The organism is Pseudomonas sp. MWU16-30316 (genome assembly GCF_020515645.1).
Classification (GTDB): Bacteria; Pseudomonadota; Gammaproteobacteria; order Pseudomonadales; family Pseudomonadaceae; genus Aquipseudomonas; species Aquipseudomonas cerasi.
Genome location: NZ_JAIZAZ010000001.1, coordinates 788534 through 813176, shown reverse-complemented (window position 1 = coordinate 813176; position 24643 = coordinate 788534). Strand labels below are relative to the sequence as shown.

Annotated in this window: 16 protein-coding genes and 1 pseudogene; 10 read left to right on the top strand and 7 right to left on the bottom strand. The window is 59.5% G+C overall.

Annotation, left to right across the window (positions count from 1 at the left end; all coding sequences use genetic code 11):
* Window positions 1-100: 100 nt before the first annotated feature.
* The 4 genes from LCH65_RS03810 to fadD2 all read right to left on the bottom strand — a co-directional run bounded on the left by LCH65_RS03810 (window position 101) and on the right by fadD2 (window position 9611).
* Window positions 101-1222 (bottom strand): beta-ketoacyl-ACP synthase III, encoded by a 1122-nt coding sequence (locus tag LCH65_RS03810; protein ID WP_226439164.1) that lies wholly within the window; start codon window positions 1220-1222, stop codon window positions 101-103.
* A 240-nt stretch (window positions 1223-1462) separates the two neighbouring features.
* The gene (hrpA, locus tag LCH65_RS03805; RefSeq protein ID WP_226439163.1) at window positions 1463-5374 is read right to left on the bottom strand and encodes an ATP-dependent RNA helicase HrpA; all 3912 of its coding nucleotides are present in this window, start codon (window positions 5372-5374) and stop codon (window positions 1463-1465) included.
* 503 nt (window positions 5375-5877) lie between these two features.
* Complete coding sequence (gene fadD1 / locus LCH65_RS03800; RefSeq protein ID WP_003431149.1) at window positions 5878-7569, bottom strand: long-chain-fatty-acid--CoA ligase FadD1; 1692 nt, start codon at window positions 7567-7569, stop codon at window positions 5878-5880.
* A 353-nt stretch (window positions 7570-7922) separates the two neighbouring features.
* On the bottom strand, window positions 7923-9611 hold the full coding sequence (fadD2, locus tag LCH65_RS03795; protein ID WP_226439162.1) for a long-chain-fatty-acid--CoA ligase FadD2: 1689 nt from the start codon (window positions 9609-9611) through the stop codon (window positions 7923-7925).
* Window positions 9612-9979: 368 nt separating this feature from the next.
* On the opposite strand from fadD2, the gene LCH65_RS03790 reads away from it, so the two are divergent.
* Both LCH65_RS03790 and LCH65_RS03785 read left to right on the top strand, forming a co-directional pair.
* A complete protein-coding gene (locus tag LCH65_RS03790; RefSeq protein WP_003363482.1) occupies window positions 9980-10450 on the top strand; it encodes a MaoC family dehydratase in 471 nt (156 codons plus the stop codon).
* 167 nt (window positions 10451-10617) lie between these two features.
* A complete protein-coding gene (locus tag LCH65_RS03785) occupies window positions 10618-12192 on the top strand; it encodes a type III helper protein HopAK1 (protein WP_226439161.1) in 1575 nt (524 codons plus the stop codon).
* 218 nt (window positions 12193-12410) lie between these two features.
* Here LCH65_RS03785 and LCH65_RS03780 read toward each other — a convergent pair whose 3' ends face one another.
* On the bottom strand, window positions 12411-12566 hold the full coding sequence (locus tag LCH65_RS03780; RefSeq protein ID WP_002554798.1) for a hypothetical protein: 156 nt from the start codon (window positions 12564-12566) through the stop codon (window positions 12411-12413).
* Between the two features lie 100 nt (window positions 12567-12666).
* Entirely contained in the window at window positions 12667-13008 is a 342-nt protein-coding gene (locus LCH65_RS03775; RefSeq protein WP_003363486.1) for a hypothetical protein, read from the bottom strand.
* 233 nt (window positions 13009-13241) lie between these two features.
* On the opposite strand from LCH65_RS03775, the gene rapA reads away from it, so the two are divergent.
* Window positions 13242-16088, top strand: a complete 2847-nt coding sequence (gene rapA, locus LCH65_RS03770) for an RNA polymerase-associated protein RapA (protein WP_003363488.1) — start codon at window positions 13242-13244, stop codon at window positions 16086-16088.
* Window positions 16089-16449: 361 nt separating this feature from the next.
* A complete protein-coding gene (locus tag LCH65_RS03765; protein WP_129485302.1) occupies window positions 16450-18741 on the top strand; it encodes a bifunctional diguanylate cyclase/phosphodiesterase in 2292 nt (763 codons plus the stop codon).
* A 150-nt stretch (window positions 18742-18891) separates the two neighbouring features.
* On the opposite strand, the gene LCH65_RS03760 is transcribed toward LCH65_RS03765, so the two are convergent.
* Window positions 18892-19197 (bottom strand): DUF2288 domain-containing protein, encoded by a 306-nt coding sequence (locus LCH65_RS03760; protein WP_096105347.1) that lies wholly within the window; start codon window positions 19195-19197, stop codon window positions 18892-18894.
* On the opposite strand from LCH65_RS03760, the pseudogene LCH65_RS03755 reads away from it, so the two are divergent.
* The 6 genes and pseudogenes from LCH65_RS03755 to LCH65_RS03730 all read left to right on the top strand — a co-directional run.
* Window positions 19196-19447 (top strand): annotated as a pseudogene (locus LCH65_RS03755) (hypothetical protein); the annotation flags it as partial. The gene LCH65_RS03760 and the pseudogene LCH65_RS03755 sit on opposite strands and share 2 nt — an antisense overlap.
* 75 nt (window positions 19448-19522) lie before the next feature.
* Window positions 19523-20647, top strand: a complete 1125-nt coding sequence (locus tag LCH65_RS03750) for a branched-chain amino acid ABC transporter substrate-binding protein (RefSeq protein WP_003431160.1) — start codon at window positions 19523-19525, stop codon at window positions 20645-20647.
* A 227-nt stretch (window positions 20648-20874) separates the two neighbouring features.
* On the top strand, window positions 20875-21798 hold the full coding sequence (livH, locus tag LCH65_RS03745; RefSeq protein ID WP_003314436.1) for a high-affinity branched-chain amino acid ABC transporter permease LivH: 924 nt from the start codon (window positions 20875-20877) through the stop codon (window positions 21796-21798).
* Complete coding sequence (locus LCH65_RS03740) at window positions 21795-23060, top strand: high-affinity branched-chain amino acid ABC transporter permease LivM (RefSeq protein WP_003363501.1); 1266 nt, start codon at window positions 21795-21797, stop codon at window positions 23058-23060. Before livH ends, LCH65_RS03740 begins: the two co-directional genes overlap by 4 nt.
* Complete coding sequence (gene livG / locus LCH65_RS03735; protein ID WP_003314434.1) at window positions 23057-23824, top strand: high-affinity branched-chain amino acid ABC transporter ATP-binding protein LivG; 768 nt, start codon at window positions 23057-23059, stop codon at window positions 23822-23824. The genes LCH65_RS03740 and livG overlap by 4 nt, the downstream gene beginning before the upstream one ends.
* The gene (locus tag LCH65_RS03730; RefSeq protein WP_002554807.1) at window positions 23825-24526 is read left to right on the top strand and encodes an ABC transporter ATP-binding protein; all 702 of its coding nucleotides are present in this window, start codon (window positions 23825-23827) and stop codon (window positions 24524-24526) included.
* Window positions 24527-24643 lie beyond the last annotated feature (117 nt).

The window sequence follows — 24643 nt, the reverse complement described above, 5'->3', positions numbered from 1 at the left end:
TTGTGAATAGCCAATACGATAAAGACCCAAGGGCCTGCACATGACATAACGGGATATGACAGGTAACGCCCGCCTCCGGAGCGCTACCCGTCGAACGCGATCAGCGCTTGCGCAGAATCACGCTGCCGATCGAATAACCGGCGCCAAACGAGCTGAGTACCGCCAGCGCGCCTTGCGGCAAGTCATCCTGATAGGTGTGAAACGCAATCACCGAACCCGCCGAGCTGGTATTGCCGTAGGTGTCGAGAATCACCGGCGCCTCTTCGACCGTAGCGTCGCGGCCCAGCAGCTTCTTGACGATCAGATGGTTCATGCTCAGGTTGGCCTGATGCAGCCAGAAGCGTTTGACGTCAGTGATGTTGATGCCGTTATCCTGCAAATGCGCAGCGACCAGCTCGGCGACCATTGGGCACACCTCGCGAAACACCTTGCGGCCTTCCTGCACGAACAGCTTGTCCGGCGCATTCTGACCCTCCTCCGAGGTACGGTTGAGGAAACCGAAATTGTTGCGGATGTTGTTGGAGAACTGGGTCAGCAGGCGGGTGCTGACGATATCGAACTGGTAAGGCGAGGTTGCCAGGTCGGCGCGCTCGACCACCACGGCAGTGGCGCCGTCACCAAAGATGAAGTGGCTATCACGGTCACGGAAATTAAGGTGTGCGGTGCAGATTTCCGGGCTGATCACCAGCAAGGCGCGGGCCTGACCGAGTTGCACACTGTTGCAGGCTGCCTGAATGCCGAAGGTGGCCGAGGAACAGGCCACGTTCATGTCGAAGCCGTAACCGGCGACACCCAGCGCTTGTTGAATCTCGATGGAGATCGCCGGGTAGGCCCGCTGCAGGTTGGAGCAGGCAACGATTACACCGTCGATATCGGCAGCGGTTTTGCCCGCGCGTTGCAGCGCCTGTCTGGCGGCAGCTACACCCATCTCACAGAGGATCGACCATTCGTCATTGCTGCGCTCCGGCAGGTTGGGCTTCATGCGCTGCGGATCGAGAATGCCTTCCTTGTCCATGACGAAACGGCTTTTGATACCCGAAGCCTTTTCGATGAAAGCGGCGCTGGATTCACTCAGCGCCTGCACGTCGCCACGTTCGATAGCGGCGGCGTTATCGTTGTTGAACTGTGCAACATAGGCATTGAAAGACTGCACCAGCTCTTCGTTGGAGATGCTGTTGGCCGGGGTAAACAGGCCTGTGCCGCTGATGACGACGTTGTGCACGGTCGTTCCTCTCTTATTGAGTTGCAGGTAATGACCTGCTCAGGCACGGCAATTGAAGGCCCACTGTTTTTGGGACCAACGTACCAGTGCGACTGTAAAAGCTGCCCGTAACAGGGAGCAGCATTTCATGACACGGTGAAGACAGGCGCGGAGTGTGCCACAGAGCCCGGTTTTGGCGCTATCGGGCCAATGAATATAGGCACGATAGACGCCTTTTACTGGGTGACAGGAAGCAGTGGATCAGCTCTCCACCTGACTCCACTGCTTGCTCAACCGTTTGTCCGACACCGGCATTTTGGTGCCCAGTTGCTGGGCGAACAGCGAGACGCGGTATTCCTCCATCCACCAGCGGTACAGCGCCAGCTCCGGGTCGCGCTTGCCCTCTTGAGCATGCTTGTCGGCGCGTGTCTGATATTGCGTCCACAGACCTGCCAGCTCGATGCTCCATACCCTGTCCTTCTGCACCTGAGCCGGGAGTTTTTCCAGGCGCATCTCGATAGCCTTCAGGTAACGCGGCAGCTCCTTGAGCCATACCGCCGGGGTCTCGCGGACGAATCCGGGGTACACCAGCTTGCTCAGTTGCGCCTTGATATCGTTGAGCGCCACCGCTTGGGACAGGTCGATCTTGCCTTTGAAGCGCTTTTGCAGACCGTGCCACAGCTTGAGGATTTCCAGCGTCAGCTTCGCGAGCCGCTCGGCATGCTCGGTCCAGTCGGCGCGCTTGCGCTCAGCCAGTGACAGCAGGCCGGCACCGTCGCGCGGTAACTCGGTTTCACCTTCCAGCACGCAACTGTCGAGGCTGGCCAGCAGAATGTCTTCGATCAACGCATCGATGCGCCCCAGTTCGCGATGCAGCAAGGCCAGCTCGGTCTGCCCCGGCAATTTGTTGCGCAGAAACTTGGCGGGTTCGGCCAACTGCTGCAACAGTAAACGCTGCAAGGCGCGGCGATGCTGGTATTCGGCCTCGGCCTGAGTCGAGAACCGGCCTTCCTTGACCGCGCCGCCCTCTTCGACCAGCGCCGGATAGACCGTCATCGACAGCCCGGCGATATTCTGCTGGGTTTTCTGCGCCACCGCTGCGAAGGCCTTGGCCTGCACCGGCTGCTGGCTTTTTGCGGTTTGCGGCACGGCCAGCGCGGCCTGGCTCGCCTCGGCAAAGCGCGCCGTCAGCTCGGCCAGATCACGTCCCTCACCAAGAAACTTGCCGCTGCCATCGACGATTTCCAGGTTCATCTTCAGGTGGCCTTCAAGCTGCTGTGCCGCCTCGGTCCAGGCTTCGTCGCTGACCCGTACGCCGGTCATGCGCAGCAGTTCACGACCCAGCGCCTGAGGCAACGAGCCCTCGCCGAAAGTAATGCGCTGCAACGCCGCCTTGATGAAATCCGGGACCGGCACGAAATTCTTGCGTACCGCCTTGGGCAGGTTGCGGACCAGCGCGATGCATTTGGTCTCGAGCAACCCCGGCACCAGCCACTCGAGACGCTCGGCAGGCAGCGACAGCAACAATGGCGCGGGAACGCGCAAGGTCACGCCGTCACGCGGGTGGTTGGGTTCGAAGTGGTAGCTCAGCGACAGGCTCAGGTCGCCCAGACGCAAGGTATCCGGGTATTGCGCGGCGGTGACTTCGCTGGCCTCGCGAGCCAGCACGTCCTCTTCGCGCATGATCAGCAGCTGCGGATTCTTCTGGCTTTCGGTCTTGTACCAGCTGTCGAAGGTGGCCGTCTGATGAATCTCGGCCGGGATGCGTGCTTCATAGAAGCTGTACAAGGTGTCTTCGTCAGCCAGAATATCGCGGCGTCGAGCCTTGGCTTCCAGCTCGTCGAGCTGCTCCAGCAAGCGGGTATTGGCGCTCAGGCACTTGGCCCGCGACAGGATATCGCCACGCACCAGGCCTTCACGAATGAACAGCTCGCGCGAAACCACCGGGTCGATGGGGCCGAAATGCACAGGGCGACGGCCCACCACGATCAGGCCGAACAGCGTGATCTGTTCGAACGCCACAACCTGCCCGCGCTTCTTCTCCCAATGCGGCTCGAAATGATTTGTCTTGATCAGGTGGCCGGCCAGCGGCTCGATCCAGTCCGAGTCGATCTTGGCGACCATGCGCGCGTACAGCTTGGTGGTTTCCACCAGTTCGGCGGTCATCAGCCACTGTGGACGCTTCTTGCCCAATCCGGAGGACGGATGAATCCAGAAGCGCCGCTGCCGTGCGCCGAGGTAATCGCCCTCGTCGGTCTTTTGCCCGATCTGACTCAGCAGACCGGAAAGAATGGCCTTGTGGAATTTCGGGTAATCGGCCGGCTCCTTGTTGACCGTCAGTTGCAGGTCGCGACAGATCAGACTCAATTGCCGATGGGAATCGCGCCATTCCCGCAGGCGCAGGTAATTCAGGAAATTGCGCCGGCACCAGTTACGCAGCGGGCTGGCGGTCAGGGTCTGGCGCTGCTCTTCGAAGCCGCGCCATAGATTGACCATCCCGGCGAAGTCCGAGTCGGCGTCCTTCCATTGCGCGTGGGCCTGATCCGCGGCCTGCTGACGCTCGGGCGGGCGCTCGCGCACGTCCTGTACCGACATGGCGCTGGCGACGATCAGCACTTCCTGCAGGCTGCCCTGCTTCGCTGCTTCCAGCAGCATGCGGCCCATACGCGGGTCCACCGGCAGACGCGCCAGTTGACGGCCCAGCGGGGTCAGCTGATTCTCACGGTTGACCGCCGAGAGCTCCTGCAACAGGTTGAAACCGTCGCTGATCGCCTTGCCGTCCGGCGGTTCGATGAACGGGAAGTCGGTGATCTCGCCCAGGCGCAGGTGCAGCATCTGCAGGATGACCGCAGCCAGGTTGGTGCGCAGGATCTCGGGGTCGGTGAATTCCGGCCGACCGTTGAAATCCTCTTCGCTGTACAGACGCACGCACAGGCCGGGTTCGACCCGTCCACAACGGCCTTTGCGCTGGTTGGCGCTGGCCTGCGACACCGCCTCGATCGGCAGGCGCTGGACCTTGGCGCGATAGCTGTAGCGACTGATGCGCGCCGTACCGGTGTCGATCACGTAACGGATGCCTGGCACGGTCAGCGAGGTTTCAGCGACGTTGGTGGCCAGTACGACGCGACGACCGGGGTGCGACTGAAAGATACGCTGCTGCTCGGCCGGCGAGAGGCGCGCGTAAAGCGGCAGAATCTCGGTATGCCTGAGCTGCGCCTTGCGCAGCACTTCGGCGGCATCGCGGATCTCGCGCTCGCCGGGCAGGAACACCAGCACATCGCCTGGGCTCTTGCGCTCGCTGCGCTCGAAGGCCGCCAGTTCGTCCAGCGTGGCCAGAATCGCCTGATCGACGGTCAGGTCCTCTTCAACGCTGTTGCCGTCTTCGTCCTGCTCGCTGGTCAGCGGGCGATACCAGACGTCCACGGGGAAGGTACGCCCGGACACTTCGATCACCGGCGCATCGTTGAAATGCTCGGAAAAGCGCTGCAGGTCGATGGTCGCGGAGGTGATGATGACTTTCAGGTCCGGACGACGCGGCAGCAGGGTTTTCAGGTAACCCAGCAGGAAATCGATGTTCAGGCTGCGTTCGTGGGCTTCGTCGACGATGATCGTGTCGTAGCGCTCAAGAAAGCGATCATGCTGGGTTTCGGCCAGCAGAATACCGTCGGTCATCAGCTTGATCAGGGTATTGCTGTCGCTCTGATCCTCGAAACGCACCTGATAGCCGACCAGTGCGCCCAACGGTGTGCCGATCTCCTCGGCAACCCGGCTGGCCACGCTGCGAGCGGCGATCCGACGTGGCTGGGTATGACCGATCAGACCGTGCTGACCGCGACCGATTTCCAGGCAGATCTTCGGCAACTGGGTGGTCTTCCCGGAGCCAGTCTCGCCGGCAATGATCAGCACCTGGTGCTTGAGCAGCGCCTCCTTGATCTCGTCACGCTTGGCCGCGATGGGCAGGTTATCGTCATAACGAATCGCCGGCACACTTTCACGCCGCGCCGTGACCTGCGCACAGGACGCCTGCACCCGCGCTACCCACTGCGCCAGCTTCGCCTCGTCGGGCTTTTTGCGCAGGTCGTGCAACTGACGGCGCAGACGATGACGTTCGCTGATCATCGCTTGGTCGAGGTTTTTCAGAAGTTGGTCGATAGAGGGCGATTCGTCGGTCATCAGGCGCGCAGGGTCTTTTTTCAAATGGCAGGTGCGGATTGTCGCAGATTGTGGCGGGTCGTGACGAATGGCCTGAGTGTCAGGCTATCCATTGCGGTCATGGTTTGCGGCAGCAGTGCTCAATCACAATAAAGTATGAGGTACTCCATTCCTGACGCTTCGCGCCCTTTTTGCGACGCAGAGCGTCGAGACCTGCATTCCCACGCTGGAGCGTAGGGAACGATAATCGCAACTATCGTGCGGCGCTCCGCGTCGCATGCCGTTCCGGACGCTCTGCGTCCTCTTGCGACGCAGAGCGTCGAGAACTGCATTCCCACGCTGGAGCGTAGGAACGATAATCGCAACTATCGTGCGGCGCTCCGCGTCGCATGCCGTTCCGGACGCTCTGCGTCCTCTTGCGACGCAGAGCGTCGAGACCTGCATTCCCACGCTGGAGCGTAGGGAACGATAATCGCAACTATCGTGCGGCGCTCCGCGTCGCACGCCGTTCTGGACGCTCCACCCTACTTCTTCACACCCAGCTTCTTCAATTCCTCGTCACGCAGCTCACGACGCAGGATCTTGCCGACGTTGGTGGTTGGCAGCACGTCGCGAAATTCGACGCTGCGTGGCACTTTGTAGCCGGTCAGGTTGGCGCGCATGTGCTCCATGACCTTATCCTTGGTCAGGGTCACGCCCGGTTTGGCCACCACGAAAACCTTGATGGTTTCGCCCGATTTTTCGTCCGGTACGCCGATGGCCGCGCATTGAAGCACGCCGGGAAGTGTCGCCAGCACGTCTTCCAGTTCGTTGGGGTACACGTTGAAACCGGAGATCAGGATCATGTCTTTCTTGCGATCGACAATCCGGATGTAGCCATCAGGCTGGATGATCGCGATGTCACCGGTCTTCAGCCAGCCTTCGCTGTCGATCATTTCATCGGTCGCTTCCTGGCGCTGCCAGTAGCCCTTCATGACCTGCGGCCCCTTGATGCACAGCTCGCCGGTTTCACCGAACGCCAGTTCGTTGCCCGCATCGTCGATGACCTTGCACAGGGTCGACGGGACGGGAATGCCGATGCTGCCCATCTGCACGTCCTGAGCGGGATTGACCGTGGCCACCGGGCTGGTCTCGGTCATGCCATAGCCTTCGCAGACCTGGCAGCCCGTCACCTGCTTCCAGCGCTCGGCGGCGGCCTGCTGCAGGGCCATGCCACCGGACAAGGTGACTTTCAACGCCGAGAAATCGAGGTTGCGGAAGCCTTCGTTATTGCACAGGGCCACGAACAGCGTGTTAAGGCCGACAAAGCCGCTGAACTTCCATTTCGAAAGCTCCTTGACCATGGCCGGCAGGTCACGCGGGTTGCTGATCAGGATGTTGTGATTGCCAAGCAGCATCATCGCCATGCAATGAAAGGTGAAGGCATAGATGTGATACAGCGGCAGCGGCGTGATGATGATTTCACAGCCTTCGCCCAGATTTGACGCCATCAGCGCGCGGCATTGCAGCATGTTGGCGATCAGGTTGCGGTGCGTCAGCATTGCCCCCTTGGCCACCCCGGTGGTGCCGCCGGTGTACTGCAGCACGGCAACATCGGCGCTGCCGGGCGACACGTCGGTCACTGGCTGACCACGGCCCTTGCCAAGCACATCGTTGAATTTGATGGCCTTGGGCAAGTGATAGGCCGGGACCATCTTCTTCACGTACTTGATGACGCTATTGATCAGCAAGCGCTTGAACGGCGACAGCATGTCGGCCACTTCGGTGACAATCACCTGCCTGATCTGCGTCTTGGGTACGACCTTCTCGGCCAGATGGGCCATGTTTGCCAGACACACCAGCGCCTTGGCACCGGAGTCGTTGAACTGGTGTTCCATTTCCCGCGCGGTGTACAGCGGGTTGGTGTTGACCACGATCAGCCCGGCGCGAATCGCACCAAAGACGGCAATCGGGTACTGCAATACGTTGGGTAGCTGCACGGCGATACGGTCACCCGGCTGCAGGTCGGTATGTTGCTGAATCCAGGCGGCAAACGCGCCGGACAGCTCATACAGTTCGCCGTAGGTGATGGTCTTGCCCAGGTTGCTGAACGCCGGCTTGTCGGCGAAGCGCTGGCAGGACTGCTTCAGGACCGCCTGGACGTTAGGGTACTCGTCGGGGTTGATATCGGCAGGGATACCGGACGGGTACTTGTCCTTCCAGAAGTTATCAATCATTCAGTCGGCTCCGTAGCGATAGCGAATTCTTCACATCGCCTGAAGCGATGATTTTCTTGTGCTTGGAATTATGCAGTAGACGCTTTTTCGCTTTATGACTGATCAAAAAGCGCGCCGAGAGTAGCAGCTTTGCCAAAGGCCGACTAGAGGCAGAAGCAGGCCACACAGTCACGAATACGACCAGAAACTAACAAACAGTCACTTTAAATTCATTTAATAAATTTTCATCATTACGTCGAAAGTACCGGAACAGAGCGGCCAATCAATATAATCGCCTGTTTCCGAAAAAAACTGACCCCGTTTACAGCGTTCTGCAAACGGGGCCAGGTACACACATGGAGACGATTAAAGGGTCAGGCAATGTCCCGAAGCTCGCGTCGCAGAATCTTGCCCACCGGAGTCATCGGCAATGAATCACGCAGAACGATCTGTCTGGGCACCTTGTAGCCGGTGAAATTCTCTTTGCAGAAGGCCTTGAGCTCTTCAATGCTCAGCTGCGGGTCTCGCGCCACCACGAACAGCTTCACGGCCTCCCCCGAGCGCTCGTCCGGCACGCCGATACAGGCGCAGTTGGCGACTTTCGGATGGGCCATGACCACGTCTTCGATTTCATTGGGGTAGACGTTGAAGCCGGACACGATGATCAAGTCTTTCTTGCGGTCGACAATACTGACGAACCCGTCAGCGCCAATCACGGCAATGTCACCGGTCTTGAACCAGCCTTCGGCGTCCAGGCATTCGGCCGTGGCATCAGGCTGGTTCCAGTAGCCTTTCATGACCTGCGGCCCCTTGATACACAGCTCGCCACGCTCGCCGAAAGGCAACTCGATGCCATCGTCATCAATGACTTTCATCGCGGTGCCGGGCACGGGAATGCCCACGGTTCCCAGGCGTGCCAGGGCGCCATAGGGATTGGCGCTGGCGACAGGCGACGTCTCGGTCAGGCCGTAACCTTCGACGATCGTGCAGCCGGTGATCTGCGCCCAGCGCTCGGCCGTGGCCTTGACCAGTGCAGTGCCACCGGAGTTGGTGCTTTTCAGCGCCGAGAAATCCAGATTCTTGAATTCCGGGTGGTTCATGAGCGCCACGAACAGCGTGTTGAGGCCGATCATGGCAGTGAAGCGCCACTTGCCCAGCTCCTTGATGAAGCCGCCGATATCGCGAGGGTTGGTGATCAGGATGTTGTGATTGCCGCTGATCATCATGCACATGCAGTTCGCCGTGAACGCATAGATGTGATAGAGCGGCAACGGCGCAATCATCACCTCCTTGCCCTCTTCAAACAGCGATCCGCCTTGCGGTCCTTGCTGGCGCATGCAGGCATAGACTTGCTGCATGTTGGCGACCAGATTGCCATGGGTGAGCATCGCGCCTTTGGCCAGCCCCGTGGTGCCACCGGTGTATTGCAGAACGGCAACATCCTGCAGACCTCGCGGTACGACCTGCATGCGCCTCTCGCGCCCCAGGCGCAGAGCGCGCTTGAAGCCGACGGCCTGAGGCAGATGGAATTCGGGGACCATCTTCTTGACCTTGTCGACAATGGTATTGACCAGCCAGCCCTTGGCCGCCGACTGCATGTCGCCCATTTTTACTTCGATCAGGTATTCGATGGCCGTGTCCGGCAGCACTTCCTGCACCAGCTTGCCGAACAGGTTGAGGTAAACCAGCGCTCTGGCACCAGAGTCCTTGAATTGATGGCGCATCTCGCGTGCGGTGTACAACGGGTTGGTGTTGACCACCGTCAGACCGGCGCGCATCGCACCGAATACGGCGATCGGATATTGCAGGATATTGGGCATCTGTACGGCAATGCGATCACCCGGCACCAGTTGCGTATGCTGCTGTAGATACGCGGCGAAGGCGGCGGAGTGACGCTCGAGTTCCGCGTAGGTCAGCGTCACGCCCATGTTGCTGAACGCAGGTCGGTCGGCGAATTTCCTGCAGCAGCGCTCGAACACCTCGACGACCGATTGGTAGGTTTGCAGATCCACCTCGGCGTCGACACCCGCCGGACGCTTGTCATCCCAGAAGTCAGCTTGCATTATTTTTATCCTTTTTCCCTGCATGGGTCTGGGCGGACGTTAGCAGTTAAAGTGTCTCAGGCAAATGATCGTCCGGGCCTCATCAGCAGCATGAATCTTGTCTCTGTTCAGACTGAAATCTGTCGTCGGCGATACACTGCTCACGGCAATCGGGCTGGTAAAGATACTTGCCCGATCGCTCAGTAGCCTTATTCACATGGCGTTTGCTTATTATTTGCCTTGAATGTGATCCGGGAAGCGCCAGCAAGCGTCTGAATGATCTTGTCTGCGCATTGGCGGCGACAGGTCATCAAGTGTTACAAATCAAGGCCAGGTCGGATTGCACGAACCGGCACGCTTCAATTCATTTTTATTGTCAGGACAGCCACATGACTCAAGTCACCAACACGCCTTACGAAGCTCTTGAAGTCGGTCAGACCGCCAGCTACAGCAAGACAGTGGAAGAGCGTGACATTCAACTGTTCGCCGCCATGTCCGGAGACCACAACCCGGTCCACCTGGACGCCGAATACGCCTCCAAGACCATGTTCAAGGAGCGTATTGCCCACGGCATGTTCAGCGGCGCACTCATCAGTGCGGCGGTTGCATGCGAGTTGCCTGGCCCCGGCACCATCTATATCGGTCAGCAGATGACCTTCCAGAAGCCGGTGAAACTGGGCGATACCCTGACTGTGCGCTTGGAAATCCTGGAAAAACTGCCGAAATTCCGCGTGCGCATCGCCACCCGTGTTTTCAATCAGAACGATGAGTTGGTTGTAGACGGCGAAGCCGAGATTCTCGCCCCGCGCAAGCAGCAGACCGTCGACCTGACCGTATTGCCCGAGATCACTTTCGGCTGATACCCGGAACCGGCGCGCGCCTGCGGCCGCGCCCGGGCTCCACTGCTGACCTGAACACAAATTCATGATGCCCTCGGAACTGTTTTGGCTGCGCTTTCCACTCAGGAAACCAGCGCTACCTTATCCGGATCACGAATCGTTCATTCCTGCAGGCGGGGCAATCACCCATGAATATGATCACCCGAAATTATTATCCCGTCTCCGGGCAACCAACCCAGGGCATAAACCCGCAAGCCGATAACAGTCCGCCACCTCAGATAACGTCCGGCAATGGCAGCAAACTGGTCGACTTCGCCCCGCCGCAGCAGGCAACAGGGTTGCAGTCGTCGTTCAATGGCCTTGGCTCCAGGGCGCAAACGCCCGCTACAAACGCAGCCTCGGGTGCAACTGAAAACCCCGTCGAGTTGTTGCTGAACAAGCTGGTGGAAGCCATTCGCACCATCCTCAAGGATCTGTTTTCCAGATCACAAGGGCATCAGCAGGACGGCTCGACACCGGCACCTGCGCCGTCTGAACGGGAACAGGCGCCGACCTCCCTTCAGTCTTCATCAGCCCCCTCTTCAGGGTCGCCGTCATCGTCCGGCAACACAGAAAAGCCGTTCGTGGTGAAAAACGATTATCCGACCGACAAACCGGTCTCGCTGCAAAAGAACGCCACAGCAGCGCCGTCTGATACGACGCGCACTTCGGCGTCAGCCCAAGGCAATACGCCAGCCGCCAATCAGCCTGCGCCCGCCAAAACGTTGCCAACCGCCACAGACAGATCTGAGACCACAGAAAAAGTGGCGCAACCCGCGCACCGAGCGGGCAACGGTCCTGGGGCCGACATGTCCGGAATGGTCGGCTTCGCCAAACAGGCGAATACCACCGGCGGTAATGGTGGCGAAGTCGTCACGGTCAATACCGTAGCGGACCTCAAGAAGTACATGGAGGACGACAAGGCCCGTACTGTCAAACTGGGGGCCAACCTGTCTGCCGACAGCAAGGTGACCATCAACTTTGGCGCCAACAAGACACTGCTGGGTACCGACAAGGGCAACAGCCTGCACAACATCTACCTGGCCAGCGGCAAGACCGCCAGCAATGACATCTTCCAGAATCTGAACTTCGACCACGACAGCCGTTATCGCGAAAACGGTGACATGCAGATGTTCATCAGCAGCGGTCAGAAATACTGGATCGATCACAACACCTATTCAGGCACCAAGGATCAGAACGCCAAAGGCCTGGACAAACTGCTTTATGTCGGCGGGACGGCAGACAACGTCAGTCTGACCAACTCGAAATTCCAGAACAACGAATATGGCGTGATTCTCGGTCAGCCGGACGACTCCGCTCAAGCCAAGGCCGAGTACAAGGGTTACCCGCGCATGACCATCGCCAACAATGTGTTCAGCAACCTGGATGTTCGGGCACCCGGCCTGATGCGGCATGGCGACTTTGACGTTTACAACAACTCGATCGACAACTTCCATCTTGGCTTCACCGCGACGGGGGATGCGACCATCCTCTCGCAGGCCAACTATTTCGCAAAAGGCGTGGATGTTTCCAACAAGGCCAGCAACTCCGGCGTGCTGGATGACTATGGCGATGCGCACTTCAAGGACATCGGCAGCAATGTCAGCTTCACCCAGAAGTCACCGGTGACCGCTTGGACGCCCAGCTATCAGCGCGACATCAAGACCGCCGAAGCCGCCAGAGCCTATGACCTGGCCAATGCCGGCGCCAAAACCGTGAGCTGATAGCGCCCGGCGTTCGATGCAGGGCGTGGCATGCAGACGAAAAAAAGGGCGACCGAAGTCGCCCCAAGTGCCTTGCGTGCTCATTGAATGCATGCAGGCGCGTGTCCGCCCACAACGCATTCGATGGAACAAGATTAAGGCAGCGAACATAACGGCGAGTTGATCCAGATCAGCTGTTGCTGAACCAGACTGATCAGATCAAGGGTGTGGCGGCTGGATCAGCGTTTTTTGGGCTTTTTCTTCGGTTTTTTGCTGCTCAATGGCATCGCCTGTTCGAAGGCGTTTCGCACTTCATTGAGGCGCTTGTCATTCAGATCGTGGATACGCTTGGCGCGCTCGGCACCCAGGTCGATCAGTTGTGCATCGTCGCTCATGGCTTGCGGTTCTCGAACACGGGAAATCAGGGCCAATAATGCTCAATCGCAGCAGCCCTGACCAGTCCCGTGACCAGTACAGCCCTGGGCGGTGCAGCGATCAGATCTGAATATCCACCCAAAGCCCCTGGCGCGGCTCGTCGTCGATAAGCGGTACAACGGGTACGGTGTTGTCGGCGTTCAGCGAATCACCCGGGACCACCAGCCCGACGTATTCCTCGGCTTCTCCGCCGCCATGAGCCTGCTGCTGTTGCTGCTGGCGCTGTTGCTCTTCACGCAACAGCAACGCGCTGCGTTCAGTATCTTCATTGCGCAGGTCGATGGAGGTCTCGCTGGAGCTCTCCTGCACCGGCGCTACAGGTGGAATGTCCGGCATGCGTTTGGCCGGATCCAGCTGTGATGTCACAGGCACCACACTTAACGGAAGCATAGGTTGCAGCATGGTTTTATCTCCTCTTACCGGGGTTTCGGCCGTGCACGAGGCAACTTGAACCGGGCTGAAAGAGCCAGTGGTGGTTTATAAGATCTTTTTTGACCCCTCTCAGTGAAATAAGTGTCATGGAACCAAAAATTCGATAGGTTGCGGCGCTGACCATGAGTTTTTTCACGCTGCCTTTGGCCTTCGGGGCGTGTTCCGTTAACATACTCAGCTTTTTCAAGCGGGAGACAGGCAGCATGGCGCAGCAGTATCAACCGGGGCAACGCTGGATTAGTGACAGCGAAGCCGAGCTGGGTTTGGGCACCGTTCTGGCACAGGACGGCCGCTTGTTGACCGTGCTCTATCCGGCCACTGGCGAAACACGTCAGTACGCACTGCGTAATGCGCCGCTGACCCGCGTGCGCTTCTCCCCTGGCGACGTGATCACGCACTTCGAAAACTGGAAAATGACCGTTCGCGAAGTCGACGATGTCGATGGTCTGCTGGTCTACCACGGCCTGAACGCGCAGAACGAACTGGTCACGCTGCCGGAAACCCAGCTGTCGAACTTTATCCAGTTCCGCCTGGCGACCGACCGTCTGTTTGCCGGCCAGATCGACCAGTTGTCATGGTTCTCGCTGCGCTACAACACGCTCGAACACACCAGCCGCCAATTGCAGTCCTCCCTGTGGGGCCTGGGTGGCGTGCGGGCACAGCCTATCGCCCACCAGTTGCACATCGCTCGCGAAGTCGCGGACCGTATCGCGCCGCGCGTTCTGCTGGCCGACGAAGTGGGTCTGGGCAAAACCATCGAAGCCGGTCTGGTGATCCATCGCCAACTGCTGTCGGGCCGCGCCAGCCGCGTGCTGATTCTGGTCCCGGAAAACCTCCAGCACCAGTGGCTGGTGGAAATGCGTCGCCGCTTCAACCTGCAGGTCGCGCTGTTCGACGCCGAGCGCTTCATGGAAAGCGATGCCGGCAACCCGTTCGAAGACACCCAGCTCGCACTGGTCGCCCTGGAATGGCTGGTCGAAGACGAAAAGGCCCAGGACGCCCTGTTTGCGGCAGGCTGGGACCTGATGGTGGTTGACGAAGCGCACCACCTGGTCTGGCACGAAGACAAGGCCAGCCGCGAATATTCGCTGGTCGAACAACTGGCCGAAGTCATTGCCGGCGTACTGCTCTTGACCGCGACGCCGGAACAACTGGGCCAGGACAGCCACTTTGCCCGTCTGCGCCTGCTGGACCCGAACCGTTTCCACGACCTCAAGGCCTTCCGCGCCGAGAGCGAGAACTATCGCCCGGTGGCTCAGGCCGTTCAGGAGCTGCTCGACAAGGGCAAGCTGTCTGCCGAGGCGCAGGAAACCATTCACGGCTTCCTGGGTGCCGAAGGCGATTCGCTGCTGGCCTCGGTGAATACCGGCGACGAAGAAGCCAAATCGCGTCTGATTCGCGAACTGCTGGACCGTCATGGCACCGGCCGCGTGCTGTTCCGCAACACCCGTGCCGCCGTGCAGGGCTTCCCGGAGCGCAAGCTGCATCAATACCCGCTGCCCTGCCCTGTCGAATACCTCGAACTGCCGGTCGGCGAGCACGCCGATCTTTACCCTGAAGTCAGCTTCCAGTCGCAGTCGGAAGTCAGCGAGGAAGAGCGCTGGTGGCGCTTTGATCCACGCGTCGACTGGCTGATCGATACCCTGAAAATGCTCAAGCGCGTCAAGGTGCTGGTCATCTGTGCCCATGCCGAAACCGCCATGGACCTGGAAGACGCGCTGCGTGTGCGTTCCGGTATCCCCGCCACGGTTTTCCACGAAGGCATGAACATCCTCGAGCGCGACCGAGCCGCGGCCTACTTTGCAGACGAAGAGTTCGGCGCCCAGGTGCTGATCTGTTCGGAAATCGGCAGCGAAGGCCGCAACTTCCAGTTCTCCCACCATCTGGTCCTGTTCGATCTGCCGTCGCACCCGGACTTGCTGGAGCAGCGTATCGGGCGTCTGGACCGGATCGGCCAGAAGCACACCATCGAGCTGCATGTCCCGTTCTTGGAAACCAGTCCGCAGGCCCGCCTGTTCCAGTGGTATCACGAAGCGCTCAATGCATTCCTCAACACTTGCCCGACCGGCAACGCCCTGCAGCATCAGTTCGGCCCGCGCCTGCTGCCGTTGCTGGAAAGCGGTGACGACGACGAGTGGCAAACCCTGATCGATGAAGCCCGCAGCGAACGCGAGCGCCTGGAAAGCGAACTGCATACCGGTCGCGACCGTTTGCTGGAACTCAATTCCGGCGGCGCAGGCGAAGGCGAAGCGCTGGTCGAAGCGATCCTCGACCAGGACGATCAGTTCAGCCTGCCGATCTACATGGAAACCCTGTTCGACGCCTTTGGCATCGACAGCGAGGACCACTCGGAAAACGCCCTGATCCTCAAGCCGAGTGAAAAGATGCTCGACGCCAGCTTCCCGCTGGGCGACGACGAAGGCGTGACCATCACTTACGACCGCAATCAGGCGCTGTCCCGCGAGGACATGCAGTTCATCACCTGGGAGCACCCGATGGTGCAAGGCGGCATGGATCTGGTGCTGTCAGGCTCGATGGGCAACACCGCCGTGGCACTGATCAAGAACAAGGCGCTCAAGCCGGGCACCGTTCTGCTCGAACTGATCTACGTCAGCGAAGTGGTTGCGCCTCGCTCGCTGCAACTGGGGCGTTATCTGCCGCCTGCTGCGCTGCGCTGCCTGCTTGACCCCAATGGCAACGATCTGGCCAGCCGTGTGTCGTTCAATACGCTCAACGATCAGCTCGAAAGCGTGCCCCGTGCCAGCGCCAACAAGTTCATCCAGGCACAACGCGACCAACTGACCCCGAGGATCAACGCGGGCGAAGAGAAAATCACGCCGAAACACGCAGAGCGCGTCGCCGAAGCTCAGCGTCGCCTGGCAGCCGACACCGAAGAAGAACTGGCCCGCCTGACGGCATTGCAAGCGGTCAACCCAACCGTGCGCGACAGTGAACTGGTGGCTCTGCGCACGCAACGTGAACAGGGTCTGGCCATGCTTGAAAAAGCGGCCCTGCGTCTGGAAGCGATCCGGGTACTGGTCGCAGGCTGAGGGCTGGTCACACACCCGCCGGTCATGCCCATGCCCCGCATGGGCATGACGCTCTTGCTCACGCTATGACGCAGAGCGTCATGAAAGGCATTCCCACGCTGGAGCGTGAGGAACGATGTGTCCCGTAACCACGCCCCTGCTCCGCGATATCCGCAACACCCCCTATCGTGCCCATGCTCCGCGTAGGCATGCCTTTCCGGACGCTCTGCGTCCTCTAAACGATACGCACCAAACACGCCAGCCATCACTTTGATGCCAAATTGGCACCTCGTGCATTTGCAGGTTGTAAACAGCTTCTATACTCAGCTTTGAACGCCAGGCTTTCGGCCTTGGCGGCCTTGCAGTGAGATAAGGGCAAGCTATGGATTGGCTGGGTTTGAACGTATTCGCTGGCCCACCAGCGGACGTGCAATTATTGATCGACTGCAGTCACAACCTGTTTCTGGTCGCGCTGGCTTACGGCGTGGCCTGTGCTGCGTGCTTTGCCACGCTGGACATTGCGGACCGTGTCATCCAGGTCGACGCCCTTAAAAGCCGTCGCCTCTGGAAGGCGCTGGGCGCGTTATGCCTGGCCGGTGGCGTGTGGGCGATGCACTTCATCAGCATGCTGGCGTTCCAGGCGCCGCTCAAAATCACTTATGACCTTTCCATCACGCTGATTTCCCTGCTGATCGTACTGGTTACCGCACTGGTGGCCATGCGGGCGCTGACCATCCCGGAGCTGACCCTGAGACGCTGCCTGACCAGCGCGGTGGTGATGGGGATCGGCATCAGCGTCATGCATTACCTCGGCATGTCAGCCATGCGCTCTACCGCTACGCAGTACTACGAGCCGCGGATGTTCGCCCTGTCGATCCTGGTCGCGGTTCTTTCCAGCATTGCGCTGCTGACCCTGTCCCGGCACTTGCGCCAGTACCACGGCATGTTTCATCAGATGTTCCGTTATGCGGTCAGCCTTCTGCTGGGCGCAGGCCTGCTGACCATGCACCTGATGGGCATGAAGGCGCTGCGGCTGGTGATACCCGAAGGCATTGAGCTACACGTCCCCAGCACTGAAAACAGCCAGCAGTTGGGGCTTACCATCGCGGCCATCGCCCTGCTGACCATCGCTGGCAGCATCAGCGCGGCAATGGCCGACAAGAAACTGCAAGGCAAGGAGCATGATCTGCAGCGGGTCAATGCACTGCTTACCCAGCTGGATCAGGCACGCGTTTCACTTCAGCAGGTTGCGCATTACGACCCGCTGACCAACCTGATCAACCGCCGCGGGTTCAATCAGATCTTCGCCGAGAAGCTACAGGAGCATACCTTCAACAAACGCATGCTTGCGGTGATGTTTCTGGACATCGACCACTTCAAGCGCATCAACGACAGCCTGGGCCATGATGCGGGTGACGAGCTGCTCAAGGTGATCGCCGAGCGTATCCGCAGTGCTACCCGTACCCAGGACGTGGTGGCGCGTTTCGGCGGCGATGAATTCTGCATCCTGCTGAGCATTCCGGACTACGAAGAGGCCCGCCATCTGGCTCATCGGGTCATGCAAAAGATGAAGGAGACCATCGCGCTGGCAGGAAGGCGCATGGTCATGACTACTAGTATCGGCATTGCCGTATTCCCGCGTGACGGTGAGACCTGCGATGAGTTGCTCAAGCACGCAGACCTCGCGCTTTACCAGTCAAAGGACAAAGGGCGCAACGGCGTCAACTTCTTCAATCCGGCCCTCAAGACCAAGGCCAGTCTGGAGCTGCAACTGGAAGAAGAACTGCGCAACGCCCTGCGCGAGGGAACGGGGCTGCAGGTGTATTACCAACCTATCGTCGACATGCGCACCGGCCACGTTGCCAAGCTCGAGGCGCTGGTGCGCTGGAATCACCCGCAGCACGGCTTGCTGGTACCCGCACGCTTCATCGGCATCGCCGAGGCCAACGGCCTGATTGCCGAACTGGATAACTGGGTGCTGCGCCGCGCCTGTCACGACTTGCGCACTCTGCATCAGGAAGGGCTGGAACAGCTGATCATCTCCGTCAACTGCTCAGCGCTGACGCTGGGCCGCAACGAACTGGTCGAAGAGGTTGAGCGGGCGCTGGCCGATGCTGACGCAGCGCCTGGACGGCTGGAACTGGAAGTGACCGAAAATGCCCTGATGGGCAACATCAGCAACACTATCCTGATGCTCAAACACATTCGCAGCCTGGGTGTTTCCCTGTCGATCGACGACTTCGGCACCGGTTACTCGTCGCTCGCCTATCTCAAGCGGCTGCCGCTGGACACGTTGAAGATCGACCGATCGTTCATTATCGACATCCCCCAGTCCCCGCAGGACATGGAAATCGTTCAGGCAATCCTTGTCATGGCGCATACGCTGCGCTTGAAAGTCGTGACCGAAGGCGTCGAAACCCAGGATCAACTGGAGTTTCTCAGGCAGTTTGGCAGTGATTACGTACAGGGTTATCTGTTCAGCAGGCCCCAGCCGCTGGAGCGCATCCTGCCTCTTGCCAGACAGATGAACCAGCGCGAGCCCACGACCCGCTGGTCTGCCCTGCCACAACAGCACAGCCAGGGGCAAGACAGCGAAACACCAGACATTCCGGATGTGTTTGCCGAACTGCCTGAAAATGACGACTTCGCCAGTCCCAGACCTGTTCGTACCTGAAGGAGCAGCGCAAGGCTCCATCGTCGAAAGAAACAGTGCAGCCCGCAGAAACTGCCACCTTAACGGTGTGGTTTTACGCTACGCGGGCTGCCGAAGAGTTACCTTCCCACTCACTCCGGAAAACCGCAAGGCACCTGACTGGTGCGCAAATCAATCCTGCGCCCTGTTTTGAATCAAAACCCAAGGTGCCACTACCACAGCCCAGAGCAGCGGATCTGTCTCCACCAGCTCAAGCGCCTTGGTTTCAGACACCTTGCCAACCCGCCCCTCCGCCAGCCACGCAGACACCTTGGCTGCATCATTTTCGGCCACTGCCTCGGCGACTTCGATCAAATCCAGAGGCAACTCGACCCACAACAGGGCACCCTTGGCAAAGAATGGTTGCAATTCAGTCCAGGTGATTGAGGCCGTTTCGCCAAGCAGTTTGGCATAGAGGGTGCTAGGTTCTTGCGTCATGGGTTTCACCAAAAAGAAAATCGGCGCAATCATACCGCCGACTTTCCCACCGGCAAGCCCAGAAGCAGGCGATTTATCGCAGGGAAGTGCAGATAACCTTATGGATCTGAAGTGATTTCAGACACTCAAGCGGTTCGATTCTGTAACTTTCTTTCGATTAAGCGACACCCACAGGTTTGTCCCCAGACGCCCGGCTTTCCAAGCCAGCGAACCGCGCTCTAAACTGTTCCGGTACAGTTGGCGGCGTGGGACAACCGGTGATCGAATCGGTCCTGGAGCCTTGGCCATCAGGATTATAAAAACTACAACGCAAGAGTGGAGCATCATGACTAAGGGTACCAATAAGCTTTCAAGGCTGTTTGCCGCACTGGTTATGGCGGGGGTTGCCAGCCATTCGTTCGCAGCTGACACCATCAAGATCGGCATTGCCGGCCCCAAGACCGGCCCTGTCGCCGAATACGGCACCATGCAGTTCAATGGCGCCAAGATGGCCATCGAGCAGATCAACGCCAAAGGCGGCGTGGATGGCAAAAAGCTCGAAGCCGTCGAATACGATGATGCCTGCGATCCGAAACAGGCCGTTGCGGTCGCCAACAAAGTGGTCAACGACGGCGTTAAATACGTGGTCGGCCACCTCTGCTCCAGCTCCGCTCAGCCAGCGTCCGACGTTTACGAAGATGAAGGCATCATCATGGTGACCCCGGCTGCCACCAGCCCGGAAATCACCGCGCGCGGCTACAAACTGGTGTTCCGCACCATCGGTCTCGACAGCGCCCAGGGTCCGGCCGCTGGCAACTACATTGCCGACGTCGCCAAGCCGAAAATCGTTGCAGTCATTCACGACAAGCAGCAGTACGGCGAAGGCATCGCGACAGCCGTCAAGCAGACGCTGGAGAAAAAAGGCGTCAAGGTTGCACTGTTCGAAGGCATCAACGCTGGCGACAAGGACTTCTCGTCGCTGATCGCCAAGCTCAAGCAGGCCAACGTCGACTTCGTCTACTACGGCGGCTACCACCCTGAGCTGGGCCAGATCCTGCGTCAGTCCAAGGAAAAAGGCCTGAACGCCAAATTCATGGGCCCTGAAGGCGTCGGCAACGAGTCGATCTCGCAAATCGCGGGCGATGCTTCGGAAGGCCTGCTGGTCACCCTGCCAAAATCCTTCGACCAGGACCCGGCCAACCAGGCGCTGACCGAAGCCTTCAAGGCCAAGAGCCAGGATCCGAGCGGCCCGTTCGTGTACCCGTCCTACTCCGCCGTGCAGGTCATTGCTGACGGCATCGCGGCCGCCAAGTCCGAAGACACCGCCAAGGTGGCCGCTGCCATCCATGCCGGTACCTTCAAGACGCCAATGGGCGAGCTGAGCTACGACGAAAAAGGTGACCTGAAGAACTTCCAGTTCGTGGTCTACGAGTGGCACTTCGGCAAACCCAAGACCGAAGCCGCCAAATAAGCTGCTTGCATCAACCCTCAAAGCCCACTGCCAGCGCAGTGGGCTTTGTTTTACGAATCCAGGCCCGTACGCACGTTTCGGCGACCCGAACGGCGTGCACGAGGCCCCCTGAAAATCTTAAAACCGTCAACAGCGGTTCCCTGGCAGCGCAACAGGCTACGCATCCACAGAATGCCACCCCGGCGCAGGTCAGAGAAATGCAGATCAGGTTTTTAGGAGCGCGGTAAATGCCCGAGTTATTCCACTACATGCAGCAGCTGGTCAATGGCCTGACCATTGGCAGTACGTATGCATTGATCGCCATCGGTTACACGATGGTGTACGGCATCATCGGAATGATCAACTTCGCCCATGGCGAGGTGTACATGATCGGTTCCTATGTAGCTTTCATGGCACTCGCCGGCCTGGCGATGCTGGGGATTCACAGCCTGCCGTTGCTGATGATTGCCGGTTTTGCCGCTGCGATCATCGTGACCAGTGCCTATGGATACAGCATCGAGCGTGTGGCCTACCGTCCGTTGCGCAACAGCAACCGTCTGATTCCACTGATTTCTGCCATCGGCATGTCGATCTTTCTGCAGAACTCGGTCCAGCTTTCCCAGGGTTCGGGCAACTTCGCCATCCCCAACCTGCTACCCGGCAGCCTCTCGTTCGGGCCCGGTGGCGCAGAGGAAGTGCTGATTTCCTACATGCAGATCGTGGTGTTCGTCGTCACCCTGGTGGCCATGACCGGCCTGACCCTGTTCATTTCCCGCTCGCGAATGGGCCGCGCCTGCCGCGCCTGCGCCGAGGACATGAAGATGGCCAATCTGCTGGGCATCAACACCAACAACATCATCGCCCTGACCTTCGTGGTCGGTGCGGCACTGGCCGCTGTCGCCGCCATGCTGCTGAGCATGCAGTACGGCGTGATCAACCCCAACGCCGGCTTCCTCGTCGGCCTGAAAGCCTTCACGGCTGCGGTACTGGGCGGTATCGGTTCGATCCCGGGTGCCGTGCTCGGTGGCCTGGTGCTGGGCGTCGCCGAAGCCTTCGGTGCCGACATTTTTGGTGATCAGTACAAGGACGTGGTGGCTTTCGGCCTGCTGGTCCTGGTGCTGCTGTTCCGACCGACCGGCATTCTGGGTCGTCCGGAGGTTGAGAAAGTATGAGCAAGTCCTTCAAGCAGGCGCTGTTCAGCGCCGCACTGGTCTGGGCCGTGGCCTATCCGGTGTTCGGTCTGAAACTGGCCTTTTCCGGCGTCACCCTGCAAGTGCAGAACGCCAGCCCGCTGACCCTGACCATCATTGCCGTGTGTTCGGTCCTGCTGTTTCTGCGCGTGTTGTTTGCCGAGCAGATCAGCGGCCTGCGTCGCGGCTCCGACAAGCCGCTGATCCCGCAAAAGACCAGCGACTTCCTGACCCAGCCGAAAACCCAGCGCTGGGGCCTTGCGGCGCTCATCGTGCTTGCGTTCATCTGGCCATTTTTCGGGTCACGCGGTGCGGTGGACATTGCCACGCTGATCCTGATCTACGTGATGCTCGGCCTCGGCCTGAACATCGTAGTCGGCCTGGCAGGTCTGCTTGACCTGGGCTATGTCGGTTTCTATGCGGTCGGCGCCTACAGCTATGCCCTGCTGTCGCACTACTACGGACTCGGTTTCTGGATCTGCCTGCCGATCGCGGGGTTGATGGCGGCGCTGTTCGGATTCCTGCTGGGCTTTCCGGTGTTGCGTCTGCGCGGCGACTATCTGGCTATCGTGACGCTGGGCTTCGGCGAGATTATCCGTATCTTCCTGCGTAACCTGACCGATATCACCGGCGGCCCGAACGGCATCAGCAACATCGAAAAGCCGACCCTCTTCGGTCTGACCTTCGAGCGCAAGGCCGCTGAGGGCATGCAGACCTTCCACGAGTTCTTCGGCCTGCCGTACAACTCGATCAACAAGGTCATCTTCCTCTACCTGATCGCCCTGCTGCTGGCACTGGCGGCGTTGTTCGTCATCAATCGCCTGCTGCGCATGCCGATCGGCCGGGCCTGGGAAGCCTTGCGCGAAGACGAAATCGCCTGCCGTGCACTGGGTTTGAACCCGACCGTGATCAAGCTCTCGGCGTTCACCCTTGGCGCTGCGTTCGCAGGTTTCGCAGGCAGCTTCTTTGCCGCGCGTCAGGGCCTGATCACCCCGGAATCGTTCACCTTCATCGAGTCGGCAATCATCTTGGCCATCGTCGTGCTGGGTGGCATGGGCTCGCAATTGGGTGTGATCCTGGCAGCCATCGTGATGATCCTGTTGCCCGAGCTGATGCGTGAGTTCAGTGACTACCGCATGCTGATGTTCGGCGCGCTGATGGTGCTGATGATGATCTGGCGCCCACAAGGCTTCCTGCCGATGCAGCGCCCCGAAATGAAATTGAAAGCGGAGCAGTCGAAATGAGCCGCCCATTACTGCAAGCCACTGGCTTGAGCATGCGTTTTGGCGGCCTGCTGGCGGTCAATGGCGTTGCCCTGACCGTCAATCAGGGGCAGGTCGTATCGATGATCGGCCCCAATGGCGCCGGCAAGACGACAGTTTTCAATTGCCTGACCGGTTTCTACCGGCCAAGCGCGGGCACGATTCTGCTGGACGGTGAGCCGATCCAGGGCCTGGCTGGCCATCAGATCGCGCGCAAGGGCGTGGTGCGTACGTTCCAGAACGTGCGCCTGTTCAAGGAAATGACTGCCGTGGAAAACCTGCTGGTTGCCCAGCACCGGCATTTGAACACCAACTTCCTGTCCGGCCTGTTCAAGACGCCCGCGTTCCGCCGCAGCGAACGTGAAGCAATGGACTACGCCGAGCACTGGCTTGAGGCGGTCAACCTCCGGGAGTTCGCCAACCGCCCTGCCGGGACGCTGGCCTACGGTCAGCAACGCCGCCTGGAAATCGCCCGCTGCATGATGACGCGCCCGCGCATTCTGATGCTCGACGAACCGGCGGCGGGTCTGAACCCCAGAGAAACCGATGATCTGAAAGCGCTGATCGGCGTGTTGCGCAGCGAGCACAACGCTACGGTCCTGTTGATCGAGCACGACATGAAACTGGTAATGAGCATTTCCGACCACATCGTGGTGATCAATCAGGGCACACCTCTGGCCGATGGCACACCGGAACAGATTCGTGACAATCCCGATGTGATCAAAGCCTACCTGGGGGAAGCGTAAATGCTGCAATTCGAAAACGTTTCCACCTTCTACGGCAAGATCCAGGCGCTGCACAGCGTCAACGTGGAAGTGCGTCAGGGTGAAATTGTCACCCTGATCGGTGCCAACGGTGCCGGCAAGTCCACCCTGTTGATGACCCTGTGCGGCTCACCACGCGCCCACAGCGGCAGTATTCGCTATATGGGCGAGGAACTGGTCGGGCTGGAGTCGTCGATCATCATGCGCAAGAGCATTGCCGTGGTGCCGGAAGGCCGTCGGGTGTTTGCGCGCCTGACCGTTGAAGAGAACCTGGCGATGGGCGGCTTCTTCACGGAAAAGGCTGATTATCAGGAACAGATGGACAAGGTCCTGCAGCTCTTTCCACGCCTCAAGGAACGCTTCAATCAGCGCGGCGGCACCATGTCCGGTGGCGAGCAGCAGATGCTGGCCATCGGTCGAGCACTGATGAGCAAGCCCAAGCTGTTGTTGCTGGACGAGCCTTCGCTGGGTCTGGCGCCGATCATCATCCAGCAGATTTTCGAGATCGTCGAACAGCTGCGTCGCGATGGCGTGACGGTGTTTCTGGTCGAACAGAACGCCAACCAGGCCCTGAAAGTCGCCGACCGCGCCTACGTACTGGAAAACGGCCGCGTGGTCATGCAAGGCACAGGCGAAGAACTGCTGGTCGATCCGAAAGTGCGGGACGCGTATCTGGGCGGGTAAGCGCACGCCACGCCCCTATAGGCCGAAACGGTTTTGCAGGAGCGAATCGGGTGACGCTTCGCTTGTTCGCGAAGGCGTTCGTTTAAACGATGTATTTTCGTCGAACAAAACAGCCCT

Excerpts from the sequence above, each read along its gene's own strand:
- hrpA (WP_226439163.1), bottom strand. The coding sequence starts at position 5,374 with ATGACCGACGAATCGCCCTCTATCGACCAACTTCTGAAAAACCTCGAC.
- fadD1 (WP_003431149.1), bottom strand. The coding sequence starts at position 7,569 with ATGATTGATAACTTCTGGAAGGACAAGTACCCGTCCGGTATCCCTGCC.
- fadD2 (WP_226439162.1), bottom strand. The coding sequence starts at position 9,611 with ATGCAAGCTGACTTCTGGGATGACAAGCGTCCGGCGGGTGTCGACGCC.
- LCH65_RS03790 (WP_003363482.1), top strand. The coding sequence starts at position 9,980 with ATGACTCAAGTCACCAACACGCCTTACGAAGCTCTTGAAGTCGGTCAG.
- LCH65_RS03785 (WP_226439161.1), top strand. The coding sequence starts at position 10,618 with ATGAATATGATCACCCGAAATTATTATCCCGTCTCCGGGCAACCAACC.
- LCH65_RS03780 (WP_002554798.1), bottom strand. The coding sequence starts at position 12,566 with ATGAGCGACGATGCACAACTGATCGACCTGGGTGCCGAGCGCGCCAAG.
- LCH65_RS03775 (WP_003363486.1), bottom strand. The coding sequence starts at position 13,008 with ATGCTGCAACCTATGCTTCCGTTAAGTGTGGTGCCTGTGACATCACAG.
- rapA (WP_003363488.1), top strand. The coding sequence starts at position 13,242 with ATGGCGCAGCAGTATCAACCGGGGCAACGCTGGATTAGTGACAGCGAA.
- LCH65_RS03765 (WP_129485302.1), top strand. The coding sequence starts at position 16,450 with ATGGATTGGCTGGGTTTGAACGTATTCGCTGGCCCACCAGCGGACGTG.
- LCH65_RS03760 (WP_096105347.1), bottom strand. The coding sequence starts at position 19,197 with ATGACGCAAGAACCTAGCACCCTCTATGCCAAACTGCTTGGCGAAACG.
- LCH65_RS03750 (WP_003431160.1), top strand. The coding sequence starts at position 19,523 with ATGACTAAGGGTACCAATAAGCTTTCAAGGCTGTTTGCCGCACTGGTT.
- livH (WP_003314436.1), top strand. The coding sequence starts at position 20,875 with ATGCCCGAGTTATTCCACTACATGCAGCAGCTGGTCAATGGCCTGACC.
- LCH65_RS03740 (WP_003363501.1), top strand. The coding sequence starts at position 21,795 with ATGAGCAAGTCCTTCAAGCAGGCGCTGTTCAGCGCCGCACTGGTCTGG.
- livG (WP_003314434.1), top strand. The coding sequence starts at position 23,057 with ATGAGCCGCCCATTACTGCAAGCCACTGGCTTGAGCATGCGTTTTGGC.
- LCH65_RS03730 (WP_002554807.1), top strand. The coding sequence starts at position 23,825 with ATGCTGCAATTCGAAAACGTTTCCACCTTCTACGGCAAGATCCAGGCG.